Source organism: Pseudomonas xionganensis (genome assembly GCF_009763245.1).
In the GTDB taxonomy this organism is placed as follows: Bacteria; Pseudomonadota; Gammaproteobacteria; order Pseudomonadales; family Pseudomonadaceae; genus Aquipseudomonas; species Aquipseudomonas xionganensis.
This window is the reverse complement of the sequence record NZ_WKJZ01000001.1, coordinates 1,463,067-1,481,541: the sequence shown is the minus strand read 5'-3', so window position 1 is coordinate 1,481,541 and position 18,475 is coordinate 1,463,067. Positions and strand designations below refer to the sequence as shown.

Annotated in this window: 17 protein-coding genes; 3 read left to right on the top strand and 14 right to left on the bottom strand. The window is 66.3% G+C overall.

What is annotated here, in order from left to right; all coding sequences use genetic code 11:
* Nucleotides 1-56 precede the first annotated feature (56 nt).
* The 6 genes from GJV18_RS18725 to moaB all read right to left on the bottom strand — a co-directional run bounded on the left by GJV18_RS18725 (nt 57) and on the right by moaB (nt 4,583).
* The gene (locus tag GJV18_RS18725; RefSeq protein ID WP_267904544.1) at nt 57-185 is read right to left on the bottom strand and encodes a hypothetical protein; all 129 of its coding nucleotides are present in this window, start codon (nt 183-185) and stop codon (nt 57-59) included.
* Between the two features lie 42 nt (nt 186-227).
* A complete protein-coding gene (gene ubiT / locus GJV18_RS06750; RefSeq protein WP_160343935.1) occupies nt 228-731 on the bottom strand; it encodes a ubiquinone anaerobic biosynthesis accessory factor UbiT in 504 nt (167 codons plus the stop codon).
* A complete protein-coding gene (locus GJV18_RS06745) occupies nt 725-1,615 on the bottom strand; it encodes a U32 family peptidase (RefSeq protein ID WP_160343934.1) in 891 nt (296 codons plus the stop codon). The genes ubiT and GJV18_RS06745 overlap by 7 nt, the downstream gene beginning before the upstream one ends.
* A 10-nt stretch (nt 1,616-1,625) precedes the next feature.
* Complete coding sequence (ubiU, locus tag GJV18_RS06740; protein WP_160343933.1) at nt 1,626-2,621, bottom strand: ubiquinone anaerobic biosynthesis protein UbiU; 996 nt, start codon at nt 2,619-2,621, stop codon at nt 1,626-1,628.
* A gap of 187 nt (nt 2,622-2,808) precedes the next feature.
* A complete protein-coding gene (locus tag GJV18_RS06735) occupies nt 2,809-4,032 on the bottom strand; it encodes a molybdopterin molybdotransferase MoeA (protein ID WP_160343932.1) in 1,224 nt (407 codons plus the stop codon).
* Complete coding sequence (gene moaB / locus GJV18_RS06730) at nt 4,029-4,583, bottom strand: molybdenum cofactor biosynthesis protein B (RefSeq protein ID WP_160343931.1); 555 nt, start codon at nt 4,581-4,583, stop codon at nt 4,029-4,031. The genes GJV18_RS06735 and moaB overlap by 4 nt, the downstream gene beginning before the upstream one ends.
* 277 nt (nt 4,584-4,860) lie before the next feature.
* Between moaB and ytfE the strand changes: the two genes are divergently transcribed.
* The 3 genes from ytfE to GJV18_RS06715 all read left to right on the top strand — a co-directional run bounded on the left by ytfE (nt 4,861) and on the right by GJV18_RS06715 (nt 8,060).
* On the top strand, nt 4,861-5,517 hold the full coding sequence (gene ytfE, locus GJV18_RS06725; protein WP_160343930.1) for an iron-sulfur cluster repair protein YtfE: 657 nt from the start codon (nt 4,861-4,863) through the stop codon (nt 5,515-5,517).
* 89 nt (nt 5,518-5,606) lie between these two features.
* Nucleotides 5,607-7,157: a thymidine phosphorylase family protein gene (locus GJV18_RS06720; protein ID WP_160343929.1), complete on the top strand. Its 1,551-nt coding sequence runs from the start codon at nt 5,607-5,609 to the stop codon at nt 7,155-7,157.
* Nucleotides 7,158-7,160: 3 nt separating this feature from the next.
* Entirely contained in the window at nt 7,161-8,060 is a 900-nt protein-coding gene (locus GJV18_RS06715; RefSeq protein WP_160343928.1) for a ribose-phosphate diphosphokinase, read from the top strand.
* 64 nt (nt 8,061-8,124) lie between these two features.
* On the opposite strand, the gene GJV18_RS06710 is transcribed toward GJV18_RS06715, so the two are convergent.
* The 8 genes from GJV18_RS06710 to GJV18_RS06675 form a co-directional block, all read right to left on the bottom strand.
* Nucleotides 8,125-9,123, bottom strand: a complete 999-nt coding sequence (locus GJV18_RS06710; protein ID WP_160343927.1) for an isocitrate/isopropylmalate dehydrogenase family protein — start codon at nt 9,121-9,123, stop codon at nt 8,125-8,127.
* The gene (locus tag GJV18_RS06705) at nt 9,120-10,025 is read right to left on the bottom strand and encodes a DMT family transporter (protein ID WP_160343926.1); all 906 of its coding nucleotides are present in this window, start codon (nt 10,023-10,025) and stop codon (nt 9,120-9,122) included. Before GJV18_RS06705 ends, GJV18_RS06710 begins: the two co-directional genes overlap by 4 nt.
* Nucleotides 10,026-10,319: 294 nt before the next feature.
* Entirely contained in the window at nt 10,320-10,772 is a 453-nt protein-coding gene (gene rimI / locus GJV18_RS06700) for a ribosomal protein S18-alanine N-acetyltransferase (RefSeq protein ID WP_160343925.1), read from the bottom strand.
* 3 nt (nt 10,773-10,775) lie between these two features.
* Entirely contained in the window at nt 10,776-11,615 is an 840-nt protein-coding gene (locus GJV18_RS06695) for an energy transducer TonB (protein ID WP_160343924.1), read from the bottom strand.
* A complete protein-coding gene (locus tag GJV18_RS06690) occupies nt 11,612-13,162 on the bottom strand; it encodes a 2-isopropylmalate synthase (RefSeq protein ID WP_160343923.1) in 1,551 nt (516 codons plus the stop codon). The genes GJV18_RS06695 and GJV18_RS06690 overlap by 4 nt, the downstream gene beginning before the upstream one ends.
* A 291-nt stretch (nt 13,163-13,453) precedes the next feature.
* Complete coding sequence (locus tag GJV18_RS06685) at nt 13,454-14,698, bottom strand: saccharopine dehydrogenase family protein (protein ID WP_160343922.1); 1,245 nt, start codon at nt 14,696-14,698, stop codon at nt 13,454-13,456.
* 135 nt (nt 14,699-14,833) lie between these two features.
* Nucleotides 14,834-15,931: a carboxynorspermidine decarboxylase gene (locus tag GJV18_RS06680; protein ID WP_160343921.1), complete on the bottom strand. Its 1,098-nt coding sequence runs from the start codon at nt 15,929-15,931 to the stop codon at nt 14,834-14,836.
* Between the two features lie 221 nt (nt 15,932-16,152).
* Nucleotides 16,153-18,474, bottom strand: coding sequence for a DUF6160 family protein (locus GJV18_RS06675; protein WP_160343920.1), 2,322 nt, complete (start codon nt 18,472-18,474; stop codon nt 16,153-16,155).
* Nucleotide 18,475: the final 1 nt, after the last annotated feature.

The window sequence follows — 18,475 nt, the reverse complement described above, 5'->3', positions numbered from 1 at the left end:
GGGTGAAGCGTCATCCACCCTACACATGGTCTGTGGCTGGCCATTGGGGCTGGGGTCTAGATGCCTGCCCCACCCGCCTGGGCGCTGCGTTGTTCGGCGCTGAGAACCTGGCCCAGCCCGGTAGGGTGGATGACGCTCTGTTCATCCACCACGGGGCCGCAGCGGGTGGATGGGTGAAGCGTCATCCACCCTACACATGGTCTGTGGCTGGCCATTGGGGCTGGGGCCTAGATGCCTGCCCCACCCGCCTGGGCGCTGCGCTGTTCGGCGCTGAGGGCCTGGCCCAGGCGGCACAGGCTGCGCCACAGGGCCGGGGGCATGGTATCGGGGTCGAGGCTGTCGAGCAGGTTTTTCATGCCCAGGCCCAGCTCGGTGTCGCCTTCGATCAGCAGGCGGCGGCGGAAGAACAGGGTGTCGGGGTCTTCCTGGCGGCTGGCGAGTAAAACAAATTCGCGCCAGTTGCCACGGATGCTCACGTCCACCGGGGCCGCGCTGGCCATGCGCAGGCCCAGGGGGGTGCGGGTCAGACACCAGGCCAGGTTGAGATCGCTGACCTCCAGGCGCAGCCAGCGCCCGCTAAGCAGATCGAAGGCGCCCTCCTCCAGGGGTTCGGCAAACAGACGCTGCACCGCCGCCTGCAGCACCCAGCGTTGCACGCTGAAAGGCACATGGCGCAGCAGGCCCAATAGCGGGTCGGCGCAGCGCAGCGCCAGCTGTTCGAGCGTCAGCATAATCCCGCCTCCTCGGCGCTGAGCATGCCGGGGCGGCCATGCCAGTAGCCGTTGCAGCCCTCGGCCAGCAGTGGCGGCAGGCCGCCCTGGCGTACGGCGTGGTATTGCTGCACCACCTCACCCATGCCCTCGGCCCTGGGGCTCAGGCGCAGGCAGTCGATGCCGTGGGCCTCAAACTGGGCGTAGTCGGCCAAGAGGTTGCTGACCCGCCCGGAGAGGGTCTGGATGCCGTTGAGGGTAAACAGCGCCTCGCCCTCCTGGCTGAGCAGGGGGATGCCTTCGGGGTAGTCCTGGCAGCAGAACTGGCAGTCGTCCTTGGGCCGGTTCTCTGCGCGGGCGGTAAAGCAGCGGGCCGAGTAGGCCAGGGGCAGATGGCCATAGGCGAACAGTTCCACCTGGGGTCGTAGCCGGCCGAGCTGATCGAGCTGCTCCAGGCAGTCGCGCAGCAGGGCGCCGGAGCACTCCACCGGCGGCACCCAGCGTTGCAGGCCACAGTCCTGCAGTTCGGCCAGGGCGTGGGCGTTGTACAGATTCAGCGCCGGGCCGGCGACAAAGGGCAGGCGCCGTTCGTGCAGCAGCTGCACCGCGCCCATGTCGTTGGCCTCCACCAGCAGTTCGCCGTTGTCGCACAGGCGCTTGAGGCTGGACAGCTCGCTGGCCGCCTCCAGCAGCGCCAGGCCGGACAGCACCAGCTCGGCGCGGGTGCATTCACGCAGTTCGCGGGCCAGGCCGAGCCAGTCGTCCAGGCTCATGGCGCGGCGCTTGGAGCACACCGTCTCGCCCAGGTAGAGGATATCCAGGGGCTGGGCGGCCATCTCGGCGTAGAAATCCAGCAGTTTGGCGCGGCTCCAGTAGAACAGTACGGGTCCCAGACTCAGTTGCATGGATGGCTCCTTATTGCCAGGCACGGTGATAGGCGCCCAGGGTGGTCTGGCTACCTTCGGAAACGGCGGCCAGGGCCGCCTGCCACTGCGGCTGTACCTGGAACTGCTGGGGGCTGCGGCGGTAGGCGTCGAGGGCGGCGCGCCAGACCCGGGCGACCTGCTCGACATAGGCCGGGCTGCGCTGGCGGCCCTCGATCTTCACCGCAGCGATGCCGATCTCGGCCAGCTGCGGGATCAGCTCCAGGGTATTGAGGCTGGTGGGTTCTTCCAGGGCATGGAAGCGCTGGCCGTTGACCATAAAACGCCCCTTGCACAGGGTCGGGTAGGCGGCCGGTTCGTCCTTGGCGTAACGGTCGATCAGCACCCCGCCCAGGCGCGAGCTGAGGCCGTCGGCATCTTCCTGCCAGCGCACCGCCTTGGCCGGCGAGCAGACGCCGCAGAGGTTGGGCGACTCGCCGGTGAGGTAGGACGACAGGTGGCAGCGGCCCTCGGCCATGATGCACAGGCTGCCGAAGCCGAACACCTCCAGGGGCACCTCGGTCTTGCCGGCCAGATTGCGCACCTGGGCCAGGGACAGCACCCGCGGCAGCACCGCGCGGCGAATGCCGTAGCGCTGGCGATAGAGCTCCAGGGCGGCAACGTTGGTGGCCGAGCCCTGTACCGACAGATGCAGGTTGAGCTGCGGATGGCGCTGGCTGGCGTAGCCCAGCACACCGGGATCGGCGGCGATCAGGGCGTCCACGCCAAGGTCGGCGGCGCGATCCACGGCCCGTTGCCAGCGTTGCCAGCCGCCGGGCTGGGCATAGGTGTTGACCGCCACATAGAGCTGCCGGCGCTGCGCGCGGATCAGCTGCAGGCCGCTGTCCAGCTGTTTCTCGTCGAGGTTGAGGCCGGCGAAATGGCGGGCGTTGGTGTCGTCGCGGAACCCGACATAGATGGCATCGGCACCCTGGTTCAGGGCCGCCTTGAGGGCCGGCAGACTACCCGCCGGACAGACCAGTTGCATCGGCATACCTCGCTTGAAAAAGACGCTGTAATCAATCGGCTGCCTCCCCGAGGGAGAGGGCCCTAGGCTGGGCCGTGCACACCCTGTTTGCCGATCAGGCAGCGGTGCGCATGGCGCACCCTACGGCGGCCGGCCACTAATAGCCCGCCGACTCTAAGGGCCTGGGCAGGCTGCGCCTTGACCGACATCAAGGCGCCAGCAGCTGGCTGAACGGCAGGTATGCGACAGATTCGCCCACCCCCAGGGTGCGGCCCTGTTCCACCACCGCCAGGCCCTCGGCCCAGCAGGCCGGCAGGAGCATGGCCGAGCCCTGCTGCGGGTGCAGCACGACATTGCCGTCCTCGATACGTGCGCGCAGGTACTGGCGGCGGTTGTTGGCCTTGTCCCAGCGAAACGCCGCCGGCAGTTGCAGGGCCTTGGCCTGCACCGCCTGGCAACCCTGAGCGCACAGCAGGAAGGGGCGCGCCACCACCAGGGCGGTGACCAGGGCCGCCGCCGGGTTGCCGGGCAGGCCGAGCCAGGGTTTGCCCTGCACGCTGCCGAAGGCCAGGGGCTTGCCCGGCTGGATGGCCAGGCGCCACAGGTGCAGTTCGCCGAGCTGGCTGATGGCCTGCTTGAGATGATCCTCTTCGCCCACCGACACCCCACCGGAGCTGAGCAGCACATCGCACTGCTCGGCGGCCAGGCTAAGGGCATCGCGACTGGCGCCCAGGTCGTCCGGCAGGCTCGGGTAGACCTGCACCTGCAGGCCCAGGCCGCGCAGGATGGCGCTCAGGCAGTAGCGGTTGGCGTTGTAGATCTGCCCCGGCGCCAGGGGCTCGCCGGGCTCGCGCAGTTCATTGCCGCTGCTGATTAACGCCACGCGCAGGCGCCGATACACCGGGACCCGGCCCAGGCCGAGGCTGGCCAGCAGGCCGATCTCTGGCGCGCGCAGCACCTGGCCGGCCTCCAGCAGGGGCATGCCGGCGCGCATTTCCTCACCGCGGCGGCGCACATGCTGGCCGCGTCGTAGCGGCGGCAGCACCACTCCGCTGCCTTCGCTGCGGCACTGTTCCTGGGGCACCACGGTGTCGGCCCCCGGTGGCAGCGCGGCGCCGGTAAAGATGCGCACCACGCAGCCTTCGGCAAGTGGTTGGCGCGCCGCGTCGCCGGCGATCAGGCGGCCACCGATGGGCAGCCAGCCACCTTCTATGGGCAGGTCGCTGGCGCGCAGGGCGTAGCCGTCCATGGCGCTGTTGTCCCAGGCCGGCACATCCGCCGGGGCGCAGATCGCCGTGCCCAGTACCCGGCCATGGGCCTCGTCCAGGCTCAACCATTCCACCGTCGGCGGCGCCGGTACGCGCTCAAGCAGTTCTTCCAGGGCCTCATCCAGGGGGCGCAGGCCGCCGCCATCACAACCGCAGGCGCTCATGCCCGGCTCCCGCAGGCCAGGGCCGGCTGCTCCGGCAGGGTTTTCAGATGGGGGACGAAATTGCACGGGCGGGTGCGGCTGTCCAGCTGCTCACGCAGGATCTTCTCCCAGGCGGTGCGACAAGCCCCCGGCGAGCCTGGCAGGCAGCAGACCAGGGTGCCGTTGCTGATGCCGGCCAGGGCGCGGGACTGGATGGTGGAGCTGCCGATCTCGTCACGGGAGACCTGGCGGAACAGCTCGCCGAAACCGTCCACCGTCTTGTCCAGCAGCGGCGCCACGGCCTGGGGCGTGTTGTCGCGGGCGGTAAAACCGGTACCGCCGGTGATCAGCACCGCCTGGGTCAGCGGGTCGGCGATCCAGGCGCAGAGCCGGGCGCGGATCTGCCAGATATCGTCGACCACCAGAGCGCGGTCGACCAGGGCATGACCGGCGGCCTCCAGCCCCTCGATCAGGGTCTGGCCGGAACTGTCGGTGCTCAGGTTGCGGGTGTCGCTGACCGTCAGCACGGCGATGCGCAGGGCCTGGAACTGCGCGCTGGAAAGATGGGCCATGGCAAAGTCTCCAATAGAAATCTGCCCACAGCCTGCGCCGCCCGCCACCCCGCGCCCATTCCTCGTTGGAGGTATCACCTTGGCCGCACACAGAGCCCCGCAGGGTGGATAACGCTCTTTTTATCCACCACAAACACCGCTCGGTGGATGGGTAAAGCGCCATACACCCTACCCGCTACCAGCACAGCACCGACCAATAACGCTCTTGATCGCGGTCAAGGCCGCCCGAACGGGCTGTGCCTAGGATGAATCATCATCAGCCCACAGGAGCGCTGTCATGGGTGACGAACTGCTTGAGCAATCCCTCGGCCAGCTGGCCTGCGCCATCCCCGGTGCCACGCGCATCTTTCATCACTACCACCTGGACTTCTGCTGCGGCGGCGCCACAGCCCTGCGCGAGGCCGCCGAAGCCAAGGGCCTGGACGCCCTGGGTATCGCCCTGCAGCTGCTGCGCTGCCAGCAGGAACAGGCACCCGCCAGCGACTGGCGCGAAGCGCCGACCGGCGAGCTGATCGAGCATATCCTCGTCCGCTATCACCAGCGTCACCGCGAGCAGCTGCCGGAGCTGATCCGCCTGGCCCAGCGGGTGGAGCATGTGCATTTCGACAAGGCCAGCTGCCCCCATGGCCTGACCGAATTTCTCCATGAGCTGCGCGAGGAGCTGGAGCTGCATATGCAGAAGGAGGAGCAGATTCTCTTCCCCATGCTGCGCCATGGCTCGGGCCTGGCCCACGGCCCCATCGGCATGATGCGCTACGAGCACGACCAGCACGGCGCAGCCCTGGCGCGCCTGGGCCAGCTGACCAACCAGATGCAAGCCCCGGAAGGCGCCTGCAACACCTGGCAGGCCCTGTACCGTGGCCTGGCCGAGCTGCGCGACGACCTGATGGAACATATTCATCTGGAGAACAATGTGCTGTTTACCCGGCATTGATGCCGCGCAGCCCGGCAAACTGACCCAGCTCAAGGCCAGCCGCCGCGCCTCTGACTAGACTGCTCCCAGGACTTCAACGAGGGCAGCCCATGGCCGATGAACACGCCACCCTGCAACTGCGCCGGGTGGCCATCGACACCTACCGCGAGAACGTCGCCTATCTGCACCGCGACTGCGCCATCTACCGCGCCGAGGGCTTCCAGGCCCTGGCCAAGGTCGAGGTGCGGGCCAATGGCCGGCGCATCCTGGCCAGCCTCAATGTGGTGGACGACAGCTGCATCGTCGATGTCGGCGAGCTGGGGCTGTCCGAAGATGCCTTCGCCCAGCTGGGCCTGACGGATGGCCACCCGGCGAGCATTTCCCAGGCCGAGCCGGCCGCCTCGATCCCGGCGCTGCACCGCAAGATTGCCGGCGAGCGCCTGGGCCGCGAGGACTTTCGCGGTATCGTCCGCGATATCAGCGAGCACCGTTACTCGAAGATCGAGCTGACCGCCTTTGTCGTGGCCTGCAACCAGGACGAGCTGGACCGCGAGGAGGTCTACTACCTGAGCGATGCCATGGCCCGAGTTGGCCGCCGCCTGGACTGGCACGAGCACCCTGTGGTGGACAAGCACTGCATCGGCGGCATCCCCGGCAACCGCACCTCGATGCTGGTGGTGCCCATGGTCGCCGCCCACGGCATGCTCTGCCCCAAGACCAGTTCGCGGGCCATCACCTCGCCGGCCGGCACCGCCGACACCATGGAGGTGATGGCCAATGTCGAGCTGCCCTTCGAGCGCCTGGAGCAGATCGTCCATGAGCATCGCGGCTGCCTGGCCTGGGGTGGCACCAGCGAGCTGTCGCCAGCCGACGATGTGCTGATCGCCGTGGAGCGGCCGCTGTCGATCGACTCGCCGGGGCAGATGGTGGCCTCGATCCTGTCGAAGAAGGTCGCCGCCGGCTCCACCCATCTGCTCCTGGATATCCCGGTGGGGCCGAGCGCCAAGGTGCGCTCCATGCCCGAGGCACAGAAGCTGCGCAAGTTGTTCGAGTACGTGGCCGGGCGTATGGGCCTGGCCATCGAAGTGGTGATCAGCGACGGCCGCCAGCCCATCGGCAACGGCATCGGCCCGGTGCTGGAAGCCCGCGATGTGATGCAGGTGCTGAACAACGACCCGGCGGCGCCCAATGACCTGCGGCAGAAATCCCTGCGCCTGGCCGGGCGCATGCTGGAGTTCGACCCGGATGTGCGCGGCGGCGACGGCTTTGCCATCGCCCGCGACATCCTCGATTCGGGCCGCGCCCTGAGCAAGCTGCAGGCGATCATGCAGGCCCAGGGCATCAAGGCCTTCGACTACCGCAACCCGCCCCTCGCCCCCCTTTCATTCGAGGTGTGCGCCGAGGCCGATGGCGTGCTGGTGGCCATCGACAACCTGCAACTGGCGCGCATCGCCCGCCTGGCCGGGGCGCCCAAGGTGCAGGGCGCCGGGGTCGATCTGCTGCACAAACTGGGCGCCAGCGTGCAGGTCGGCACGCCGCTGTACCGGGTGTACGCCGCCTACCCGGCGGATCTGGATTTTGCCCGCCAGGCCTGCCAGCGCAGCAGCGCCATGACCATCGGCGACGCCGCCCAGCTTACACCTCTGACCCTGGAGTTCTGACCGATGCACGACGCCCTGCTGCTGTATTTCGAGGACGAACAGGCTCCGGCTCTACGACTGGCCGAGGCCCTGGGCCTGAGCGCCGCCTGTATCGAGCGCCACCGTTTCCCCGACGACGAACTGCGCCTGCGCCTGCCGCTGCAAAGCGGTCAGGCGCTGCCCGGCCAGCTGGTGCTGTACCGCAGCCTGGACCGACCCAACGAGAAACTGGTGGAGCTGCTGCTGGTGGACGGCGAGGCGCGCCGCCTGGGCTGCCGGCGCCTGCTGCTGGTGGTGCCGTACCTGGCCTATATGCGCCAGGACATCGCCTTCCACCCCGGCGAGGTGGTCAGCCAGCAGATCATCGGCCCTTTCCTCGCCGGGCTGTTCGACGGGGTGATCACGGTGGACCCGCATCTGCACCGTATCAGCAGCCTGAGCCAGGCCATCCCCAGGGGAACCGCCATCAGCCTGTCCGGCGCGCCGATGCTGGCGCAGCTGATCGCCGAGCAGATCGAGCGGCCGCTGCTGCTCGGCCCGGATGCCGAGTCGGCGCAGTGGATCGAGTCGGCGGCGGCCGTGCATGGCTTCGAGCATGGGGTGTGCAGCAAGGTGCGCAGCGGCGACAAGGCGGTCAGCATTGAGCTACCCAAGCTGGATTTTGCCGGCCGCGCCGTGGTGCTGCTGGATGATGTGGCCAGCTCCGGGCGCACCCTGGCCCACGCCTGTGAGCAGCTGCTGGCCGCCGGCGCCGCCTCGGTGGATGTGGCAGTGACCCACGCCCTGTTTGCCGGCGACGCCCTGCAGGTGATCCAGGCTGCCGGCGTGGGCCGGGTGTGGAGCACCGACTGCATCGCCCACCCGAGCAATGCCATTGCCATGGCGCCGTTATTGGCCGAGGCCGTCAGGCCCTTGCTGGAGTAGGCAGGCGGTGCGCACGGCGCACCCTACAGAAAGTGCTTAGAACCCGGCCGGGCAAAACAGCCCGTTAAAGGCGCTGGAGAATGCCCTGAGTCACCCGCCGGGTGGTCTGGGTGGCGAAGTCCACCTGGCCTTCCTCGGCCAGAAAGCTGTACACCGCTGCCTCCAGGCGCGCAGCCAGTTCGGGCAGTTGCCAGTGATAGCGCAGCAGCAGCCCCAGGCTGAGGATCGCTGCCAGGGGGTTGGCCCGCCCGCTGCCGGCGATATCCGGGGCGCTGCCGTGCACCGGTTCGGCCAGGGCGATGCCGGCGCCCAGATTGAGCGAAGGCGCCAGGCCCATGCCGCCGCCCCAGTGGCAGGCCAGATCCGAGAGGATGTCGCCGAACAGGTTGGTGGTGACGATCAGGTCGAATGCCTCGGGCTGCTGCACCAGTTGCAGGGCGGCGATATCCACCAGGCGTTCGTCCAGCTGTTCACCCCACCCGGCCGCCGTCAGCACCTGGCTACAGGTGTCGCGGAACAGGCCGCAGGTCAGCGGCAACACATTGGCCTTGTGTACCAGGGTGATGCGTCGGGCGCTGCGCTCGCCGGCCAGCTGCGCGGCCTGCTCGGCCAGGCGCTGGCAGGCGGCGCGGCTGATCACCCGCTCGGCGATGGCCACGCCCTCGGCCTCCCAGTGCTCGCGACCGCTGTACAGGCCCTCGCTGTTTTCGCGCAGGATCAGCAGGTCGACATCCGCGCGTGGCGACACCTGCGGCCAGCTGCGCACCGGGCGCAGGTTGAGGGAGAGCCCCAGGCGCTGGCGCAGGGTCAGGATGGCGCTGCGATAACCGGGCACCACGCCACTGGGCGAAGACACCGCGCCGAACAGACCGGCGCCGCACTCGGTCAGCAACTCAAGGGTCGCCTCCGGCACCGCGCTGCCCTGGCGGCGAAAGCATTCCCAGCCGGCGTCCGCCTCCAGCACCTGCACAGCGGGCAGCAGTTTCTCCAGCACCTCGACCGCCGCCGGCACCACCTCCAGGCCGATGCCATCGCCGGGGATCAGGCACAGACGGCGGCTCATCGGCTCGGCGCCCGCTGACTGCCCAGCAACAGGCCGGCGAAGATCAGCGCCGCGCCGAGCCAGTGATAGCCCTGCAAGCCCTCGCCCAGCAGCAGCCAGCCGAGGATGGCGGTAAACACCGGCATCAGGTAGTTGGACAGCGCCGCCTTGGCCGCGCCCACCACCCGCACCCCATGGTTCCAGGCCAGGTAAGCCAGCAGCGAGGCAAACACCGCCGTATAGCCGATGGCCGCCAGGTTGCCCGGGCTGGCGACAAAGTGCGCGCCCTGGCTCAGCTCATAGAGGTAGAACGGCAGAATCAGCGGCACCCCCAGCAGCATCAGCACACCGAGCAGGGCCAGTGCCGGGATCGGCAGCAGGTAGTGCGCCCAACGGCGCAGCAGCAGGGAATACAGAGCCCAGTCCGCCACCGCCAGAAGCATGATCAGATCGCCGGGATTGAAGGCCAGGCCGGTAAGGCTGGTCCAACTGCCCTGGCTGATCAGTACCAGCAGGCCCAGGGCAGCCACGGCCAGGCCCCACCAGGCGCGCGGGGCCGGCCATTCACCGAGCAGCAGGCCGGCGCCGATAAAGGTCATCAACGGCAGGCAGGTATTGACCAGGGTGATATTGATCGCCGCGGTGCTCTGGGCGGCGCTGTACAGCAGGCTGTTATAGGCGGCGATACCGAGGCCGGCGAGCACCAGCAGGCGCCAGCCGGCGGCGCGCAGCTCGGCGCGGTGGCGCAGCAGCGGGCCGATGACAAAGGGCAACAGCAGCAGCAAGGCCAGCAGCCAGCGCCAGAACGACAGGGCGAAGGGCGGGATTTCCCCGGCAAAGGCCCGCGCCACCAGAGCATTGCCCGACCAGCACAGGGTGGCCAGCAACAGCCCGGCAATCGCCAGGCGTACAGATGAGGTCATGGCTGGCTCCATGGGGCAGCCTGCTGGCAAGGCTGCGGCAGATCATTCACAAAACGGCTCCCTGGGTTAATGGGTCGGTAACGGGTAGGGTGCGCCGTGCGCACCAACCTGGGAGCCTGTCGGGCTTGACCGTTCGTAGCAAGGGAAAGCTCGGTTTGAGTCAGTTTTGTTGGTCTTTCGAGGCGAATAGCGAGCTATTTAACGAGAAAGAGCAGCAAAAATGGCCAAATCCGGCTTTTCCGCAGTAGAACAGTGTTAAGTCCGACAGGCTCCTAGCCTCCCGTACCGTGCCACTCAATCGAATAGCGGGCAGACCATCACCAGGGCATCTTCGCGCCCGCCCGCCGCTGGGTAGTAGTCGCGGCGCCGGCCCACTTCGTTGAAGCCGTAACGCTCGTACAGGCGATAGGCGCTCTGGTTGCTGGCGCGCACCTCCAGAAAGCACTCCTTGGCGCCGCGGCTCTGGGCATGCTGCATCAGGTGCTCCAGCAGCCTGAGGCCCAGGCCACGGCCCTGGCTCTCCACCTTGATGGTGATATTGAGCAGGTGGGCTTCATCCAGAATCATCTGGATCACGCCGTGGCCGACCTGCTGCTGGCCCTCGAACATCAGCCAGCAGTCATAGGATTTCAGGCCATCCGTGAAGATGCCGCGGGTCCAGGGATGGCTGAAGGCGGCGTATTCGATCTTCAGCACGGCATCGAGGTCCGCCTCGGTCATGGGGCGGAAGGAAATGGCATCGCTCATCGATCAGGACTCGGAAGTATTCAGCCAGCGCTGCCGCACCCGCTGCATGGCTTGCCACAGACTGCGCTTGCGCTCGGGCTCGTCCATCAGCAGCTCCAGGCCCGGCAGGGCCCAGGCGGCGCCCAGGCCTTCGATCTGCAGTTCGCGGTTATAGCTCTGCTCGTCGCCCTCGCCGGCAAAGCGGATGGCCGGCAGGCCGACCAGCCACAGGCAGCTGCAGGGCGCCTGTTCTTCCAGCCGCGCGCCAACAAAGGTCTGCAAGAAGTCGCGGGCCGCCTCCGGGCCCTGGTCCATCTGCCCGCGCACCAGCAGTGGCCAGCGCACCGGCTCGCCGATCAGCTGCGGGCTGTCCGGCAGGCCGGCGGCGCGCAGCAGGTCCTTGAGCAGCAGGTAGGCCGGGTCGCGGCCCTGCAGCGGCTCGCCATTGGGCAGCTCGACCAGCACCGCACAGGCGCCGGCACGCAGCAGTTGCAGGGCAAAGCGTGGCGGTGCGATGGGCTGCGGCTGGGCCGGCACGGCTGCCTCGGTTGCCTCCTCGACGGCCTCGGTCTTGGCCATACGCCCCTGGGGAGCCGGTCGTGGCACTTCAATTTTGGGCCGGGTGGCCGGCGGGACAACCGGTGCCTGTGCAGGTGGCGCCTGATAGGCCGGGGCATCTTCAGCCACTGCCTTGGCCACGCTTGCAACCACCTCGGGGGCGGGCGCAGGTTCAGGTTCGGGGGCACTCAGCGGCTGCAGCAACTCGGGCCGCGACGGCGCGGCAAAGGGCAGCTCCACCCGTGGCAACCAGCTGGCCACCTGCATGGCGGCCAGGTAGGCGCGGCGACGAACTTCTTCGATCAAACGTCAGCCGCCTGCGGGTGGGCCTTGGGCGCGCCGGCCTGCATCAGGTTGAGCGCGTTGATATAGGCCTTGGCCGACGCCACCAGGATATCGGTGTCGGCGCCATTGCCGTTGACGATGCGCCCGCCCTTCTCCAGGCGAACGGTGACCTCGCCCTGGGAGTCGGTGCCCTGGGTGATGGCGTTGACCGAATAAAGCTGCAGGCTGGCCTCGGAGGCGGCGATGGCCTCGATGGCCTTGAAGGCGGCGTCCACCGGGCCGGAGCCCTGGGCATCGGCATGCTGCTCGGCGCCATCGACGCTGACCACCACCTTGGCCTGGGGCACCTCGCCGGTCTTGCTGGCCACTTCCAGGGTCACCAGCTTGAAGTGCTCCGGGGCTTCCTCGGCCAGGGTGTCGGAGACCAGGGCCTGCAGGTCTTCGTCGAAGATCTCGTGCTTCTTGTCGGCCAGTTCCTTGAAGCGGGCGAAGGCGGCGTTCAGCTCGGCCTCGCCGGCCAGGGTGATGCCCAGTTCCTCCAGACGCGAACGGAAGGCGGCGCGCCCGGAGTGCTTGCCCATCACCATCTTGTTGGTGTTCCAGCCCACCGACTGGGCGGACATGATCTCGTAGGTCTCGCGGTGCTTGAGCACGCCGTCCTGGTGGATGCCCGACTCGTGGGCGAAGGCGTTGGCACCGACGATGGCCTTGTTCGGCTGCACCGGGAAACCGGTGATGCCGGAGACCATGCGCGAGGTGCTCAAGATATGCGGGGTGTCGATATTGGTGTAGACGCCAAGCAGATCGGCACGGGTCTTGATCGCCATGACGATCTCTTCCAGCGCGGCATTGCCGGCGCGCTCGCCCAGGCCGTTGATGGTGCATTCCACCTGACGGGCACCGGCCACCACGGCGGCCAGGGAGTTGGCCACGGCCAGGCCCAGGTCATTGTGGCAATGCACCGAGAACACCGCCTTGTCGGCGTTGGGCACGCGGTTGAGCAGCTGGCGGATGGTCTCGGCGTACTGGTGCGGAATGGCGTAGCCGACCGTGTCGGGGATATTGATGGTGCGCGCGCCGGCGTCGATGGCCGCCTCGATGATGCGGCAGAGGAAATCCAGCTCGGAGCGGCCGGCATCCTCGCAGGAGAACTCGACATCGGCACAGAGGTTGCGTGCGCGCTTGACCGCGTGCACCGCCTGCTCCACCACCTGATCGGGCTGCATACGCAGCTTGTGCTGCATATGAATCGGGCTGGTGGCGATAAAGGTGTGGATACGCCCGCTGTTGGCGCCCTTGAGGGCCTCGGCGGCGCGGTCGATGTCGGCGTCCAGGGCACGGGACAGGCTGCACACGGTGCTGTCCTTGATGTTATCGGCAATCGCCTTGACCGCGGCGAAGTCCCCCGGGCTGGCGATGGCAAAGCCGGCCTCGATCACATCGACACGCAGACGCTCCAGAGCCTTGGCAATGCGCAGCTTCTCTTCACCGGTCATGGACGCGCCGGGACTCTGCTCGCCGTCACGCAGGGTGGTGTCGAAAATAATGACGCGGTCTTTGCTGCTCATAGAGGCTTCCTCACGACTGTCACGGCCGGCCACCTGCATCGGGTGGCCCATAGACCTGCGATTGTCGCGTGAAATGCCGCGGGCGGGAAGCGCGGCGGATATCAATGCCAGGTCGCGGCTAAAGCCCCTCCCACGCCCCAGAAAGCAAAACGCCCACCAAGATGGCGGGCGCTAGGCTGATTGAGCGAGCTAGAGTCAGGCTAGGCGAAAGTGCGCGAGGACGCGGAGTTTACTGCTGTAAATGAGCTGTCAGAGCGCGCTTTCAACAACGCCTGGCCGACGCGCAGCCAATCAGAGGGCCTGATCCCAGGGACGGTCGCCGTTGGCGTCCTTAATCCGGGTCGGCAGGCCCATTACATCGAGCAGCTTGAGGAACGGCTCGGCCGGCAGCTGTTCGACGTTGGCCATCTGCGCCACGTCCCACTCGCCACGGGCCACCAGCAGGGCAGCCGCCACCGGCGGTACACCGGCGGTGTAGGAAATGCCCTGGCTGTCGGTCTCGACATAGGCGTCCTTGTGGTCGGCGACGTTGTAGATAAACAGCTCGGCCGGTTTGCCGTCCTTGGTGCCCTTGACCAGGTCACCGATGCAGGTCTTGCCGCTATAGCCCGGGGCCAGCGAGGCTGGGTCCGGCAGTACGGCCTTGACCACCTTGAGCGGCACCACTTGCAGACCTTCTGCTGTGGTTACCGGCTGTTCGGAGAGCAGGCCGAGGTTCTTCAGCACGGTAAACACATTGATGTAGTGCTCACCGAAGCTCATCCAGAAGCGCACATTGGGCACGTTCAGGTGCTTGGACAGGGAATGCACTTCGTCATGCCCGGTCAGGTACAGATTCTGTACGCCGACCACCGGCAGGTCGTCGGTGCGCTTGACCTCGAACATGGTATTGCTGGTCCACTGGCTGTTCTGCCAGCTCCAGACTTGCCCGGTAAATTCGCGGAAGTTGATTTCCGGGTCGAAATTGGTGGCGAAGTACTTGCCGTGGGAACCGGCGTTGACGTCGAGGATGTCGATCGACTCGATGCTGTCGAAGTACTGCTGCTGGGCCAAAGCGGCATAGGCGTTGACCACGCCCGGGTCGAAACCCACGCCAAGGATGGCGGTGATGCCTTTTTCCTGGCACTCGGCCAGGTGCTTCCACTCGTAGTTGCCGTACCAGGGCGGCGTTTCGCAGATCTTGCCCGGCTCTTCGTGGATGGCGGTGTCGAGGTAGGCGGCGCCGGTATCGATGCAGGCGCGCAGCACCGACATATTGAGGAAGGCCGAACCCACATTGATGACGATCTGCGATTCGGTCTCGCGGATCAGTGCCTTGGTTGCTTCAATATCCAGCGCGTTCAGGGCGTAAGCCTGGATCTCGGCCGGCTGCTTCAAGCTGCCCTTGGCCTTGACGCTGTCGATGATGGCCTGGCATTTGGAGATGTTGCGCGACGCGATGGCAATCCGACCGAGTTCGTCGTTGTGCTGCGCGCACTTGTGGGCCACCACCTTGGCGACACCTCCTGCACCAATGATCAGAACGTTCTTCTTCAATTGTTTCACCTCCAGGGTGTTGCGGTTTAGAGACAGGTATTACGGGTTTACAACACGTAGGGTGGACGGCGCTTTACCCGTCCACCGCTCGGTCATCGCGCAGGTGGATGAAAAAAGCGTCATCCACCCTACGGATCAGCTCAGGCTGGACAGGTAATCGTCGAAGCCAAATTCGCGCACCACCTCGACGCTGCCGTCGAGTTGCTTGACCACGATGGACGGCATCTTCAGGCCGTTGAACCAGTTTTTCTTGACCATGGTGTAACCGGCCGCGTCGATAAACGACAGGCGATCACCGATCTGTAGCGGCTTGTCGAACTGGTACTCGCCGAAGATATCGCCGGCCAGGCAGGATTTGCCGCAGACCATATAGGTATGTTCGCCATCGCTCGGCGCCATCTTGGCATTGAGGCGATAGATCAGCAGGTCGAGCATGTGGGCTTCGATGGAGCTGTCGACCACGGCCAGGTTCTTGCCGTTGTACAGGGTGTCGAGCACCGTGACTTCCAGGGACGAACTCAGGGTAATGGCGGCTTCGCCCGGCTCCAGATAGACCTGCACGCCGAAACGCTCGGAGAAGGCCTTGAGGCGCGCACAGAACTGATCCAGCGGATAGCCTTCACCGGTAAAGTGAATACCGCCACCCAGGCTGACCCACTGAACCTGCGCCAGCAGGTGGCCGAAGCGCTCCTCGATGGTGGTCAGCATCTGGTCGAACAGCTCGAAGCTGGCGTTCTCGCAGTTGTTGTGGAACATAAAGCCGCTGATCTTATCCATCACGCCGGCAATCTTTTCCGGGTCCCACTCACCCAGGCGGCTGAACGGCCGGGCCGGGTCGGCCAAGAGGTAATCAGAACTGCTCACCTGGGGATTGACCCGCAGGCCGCGAATGGTGCCTTCGGTCTGCGAGGCGAAGCGCTCCAGCTGGCCGATGGAGTTGAAGATGATCTTGTCGCAGTTGGCGACCATCTCTTCGATCTCGTCATCGGCCCAGGCCACGCTGTAGGCGTGGGTTTCGCCAGCGAACTTCTGCCGGCCGAGCTTGAGCTCATACAGTGAGCTGGACGTGGTGCCATCCATATACTGCTGCATCAGATCGAACACCGACCAGGTGGCGAAGCACTTGAGCGCCAGCAGCGCCTTGGCCCCGGAGTGTTCGCGCACATAGGCGATCTTCTCCAGATTGCCCAGCAGCTTCTGTTTGTCGATCAGGTAGTAAGGCGTTTTGATCATGGCGCTGCCCCTGCAAGGTCGGCTAACGGGAAGCTCAGAAGCCTCCCCCAAAAAAGTGGAGGCGAATTGTGCCGACAACCGGCGCATATCGAAAGGGCAATTGGAGATTTTTTGTACAACCGGCGATTACCGGTTGCATAGGTAACGCCAATTGCAGGGCGCGCGGCACGAAGCCTTGATGCGCATGGCGCACCCTACTGAACGGCCATGACAGTGGCGTGTCAGTTGATCGGCGTGGCGGTGAGGTTGGCGCGGATATCGGCGTTCTGCAGCTTGACCCCGTACATGGAGGTGACCGCCCCGCCCGTGGGGTGCACATGCTGCACCCGGTCGATATTCATTTCCTTGAAGTGCACCCGGGCGTTGACGGCAAAACCCAGGGGGTCGGGACTGACCACCGGACAGCCGGCAGCCGACTTGTCGCACACCCGGGTCGGCGCCACATCCAGGTTGAGGTCGACATTGAAGCCGTAGCTGTTGGCCGCCGGATTGCCCGGGTTGGCGTCGGAGGTGTGGAAGTTGTCCACCACCAGCTGACTGCCCGTGCCGTTGACGCCGCCGACGCGGTCGGTCTCCAGGATGATCTGGTTGCGCTTGTCGTTGCTGGACACGGCATTGGCCGGGTTGCCCGAGCCATCACGGACGAAGACGTTCTTCAGCTTGACCGACAGCCCCTCGTCGCCACGATCCTCCCAGCGCCCGCCGCTGGCCACGCAGGCCGCAGAAGAGCTGCCGCTACCACCGACACATAGAGCGCCGGCACCGCCGGAGCTCAGCGCCAAGGTCGAGCCCTGCTCAAAGCGCTTGAGTACCAGGCGACCCAGGCTGGTGCCGGTGTGGCGGTCACCCCAGCGCAAATCGCCTACATCCAGCTTGGACCAGTAGGTGCCCTTGCGCAGCTCCACGCCATTGTTGCTGACATCCAGGGAACCGTCGCGGTAGTGCATCTCGTAGCTGCTGCCAGCCAGCCACAGGCCGCGACCATTCTCGTCCACGGTCACCGCGGCATTGGCTTCGCTGATATAGAAGTCGGCGTTGTAACGCAGGCCATCCCCCGAGAAACCACCGGGCTGCAGGGTAATCTGGCCGTTAAGGGTGAAGTCGTAGGCGGGGAAGATCTCCATCAGCACCAGCAGCTCGGTGCCGCCCTGCAAAGGCGCATCGGCACTGCCCACGCGCAGGCCGTCGAAACTGTAGCTGCCCACCACATTGTTCAGGCCCAGGCGCAGGCCGTCGAAGTGGCCGTTATAACCGCCGCTATTGAGATCACTGTTGCTGCCGGCATAACAGCCCGCGCTGACGCCGGCGGCGCAGCTCTTGGTGATATCCAGGGTGAACTGGCCGCTGCCATGGGTGCGCAGGCCACTGAACCACATGCTGTTGCCGTTATCGGTCAGGGCCAGGGAGCTGTCGACCATATTCCAGCTGGCATCGGCGCTGATGCCCTTGAGGCCCGAGTTGCTATCACCGCCCGGACGCAATTTGACCCAGTTCTGCCGCGCGCCCTGATCGAGGAAGTTGAGGTCCACGGCCAGGCTGCCAAGCTTCTGGTTGGATGGGTTGCCCATGATCAGGCCGCCCAGGGTGGCGTTGAACTTGAGGTCGCTGAAGGCCAGTTGGGCATAGCTGCCCTGGCCATCCTGGGCCAGGTCCAGGGTGATGCCGCTGTTGCTGATCAGGCTGCCGGCGAAGTTCTCGGCGCGCAGCACGCCCTCGTCCTGATACTGGAACAGGCTGTTACTGATGCTGATATTGGGTTTGATGCGCAGCCCCTCGCCACTGGCGCCGCCACTGCCGATGCTCAGGCTGCCGCCCAGGTTGAGGTCCATGTGCAGCTGGCCGAAGCTGCGCCCGGCGTTGGCATCACGCAGATCCGGCGCGCCCGGCGTCACCGGCACGCCCGGGATCGGGTCGCCATGGGCCAGATCCAGGCCGATGCCGGCGATGGAGGCGACAAAGCGCGAGCTGCCCAGATCCAGCTTGACCTCCTGGCCGCTGCCGCCGCTGACAATGTCCACATAGGCGTTGTTCAGATAGGTGTCGAAGGACAGGCCCTGGACTATCAGGTCGAAGCCGTTGTCGCGGTAATAGAAGGTGGCGGCGCTCAGCGACAGCTGGCTGTCATCCACCGAGAAGCCGCTCACCCCACTGGCCCCGCCGCCGCTGAGCTTGAGGCTGCCGCCCAGGGTATAGAAGGCACGGAAGGCGCCGAAACTCTTGTTGCTGCCGGCCAGCTCGATATTGTCGATGGCCAGCATCTGCGCCGCGCCGCTGTGCTGCACATGCAGACGACCGTCCTGCACATCGATAGTGGTGGTGGAGCTGCTGCCCAGCAGCTGATTCTGGCTGCTGACGCCCTTGAGGCTCAGGGTCTGGCCATCCTGGCCGTAGTCGATGCTGCTGGCCGACCAGGCGCCACCAGTGGTCTGCAGGCTGATGCCATCACGGCCGCTGACCGCCGACAGGCTCTGGTCGTCCAGGGCCTGCATGGCCTGGGCCAGCGGGCTAAGCAGAGCAAGCAAGAGCAGCGGATAACGGGCCATG

Excerpts from the sequence above, each read along its gene's own strand:
- GJV18_RS06735 (WP_160343932.1), bottom strand. The coding sequence starts at position 4,032 with ATGAGCGCCTGCGGTTGTGATGGCGGCGGCCTGCGCCCCCTGGATGAG.
- GJV18_RS06745 (WP_160343934.1), bottom strand. The coding sequence starts at position 1,615 with ATGCAACTGAGTCTGGGACCCGTACTGTTCTACTGGAGCCGCGCCAAA.
- GJV18_RS06720 (WP_160343929.1), top strand. The coding sequence starts at position 5,607 with ATGGCCGATGAACACGCCACCCTGCAACTGCGCCGGGTGGCCATCGAC.
- GJV18_RS06715 (WP_160343928.1), top strand. The coding sequence starts at position 7,161 with ATGCACGACGCCCTGCTGCTGTATTTCGAGGACGAACAGGCTCCGGCT.
- rimI (WP_160343925.1), bottom strand. The coding sequence starts at position 10,772 with ATGAGCGATGCCATTTCCTTCCGCCCCATGACCGAGGCGGACCTCGAT.
- GJV18_RS06705 (WP_160343926.1), bottom strand. The coding sequence starts at position 10,025 with ATGACCTCATCTGTACGCCTGGCGATTGCCGGGCTGTTGCTGGCCACC.
- GJV18_RS18725 (WP_267904544.1), bottom strand. The coding sequence starts at position 185 with ATGACGCTTCACCCATCCACCCGCTGCGGCCCCGTGGTGGATGAACAG.
- GJV18_RS06690 (WP_160343923.1), bottom strand. The coding sequence starts at position 13,162 with ATGAGCAGCAAAGACCGCGTCATTATTTTCGACACCACCCTGCGTGAC.
- moaB (WP_160343931.1), bottom strand. The coding sequence starts at position 4,583 with ATGGCCCATCTTTCCAGCGCGCAGTTCCAGGCCCTGCGCATCGCCGTG.
- GJV18_RS06675 (WP_160343920.1), bottom strand. The coding sequence starts at position 18,474 with ATGGCCCGTTATCCGCTGCTCTTGCTTGCTCTGCTTAGCCCGCTGGCC.
- ubiT (WP_160343935.1), bottom strand. The coding sequence starts at position 731 with ATGCTGACGCTCGAACAGCTGGCGCTGCGCTGCGCCGACCCGCTATTG.
- ytfE (WP_160343930.1), top strand. The coding sequence starts at position 4,861 with ATGGGTGACGAACTGCTTGAGCAATCCCTCGGCCAGCTGGCCTGCGCC.
- ubiU (WP_160343933.1), bottom strand. The coding sequence starts at position 2,621 with ATGCAACTGGTCTGTCCGGCGGGTAGTCTGCCGGCCCTCAAGGCGGCC.
- GJV18_RS06710 (WP_160343927.1), bottom strand. The coding sequence starts at position 9,123 with ATGAGCCGCCGTCTGTGCCTGATCCCCGGCGATGGCATCGGCCTGGAG.
- GJV18_RS06680 (WP_160343921.1), bottom strand. The coding sequence starts at position 15,931 with ATGATCAAAACGCCTTACTACCTGATCGACAAACAGAAGCTGCTGGGC.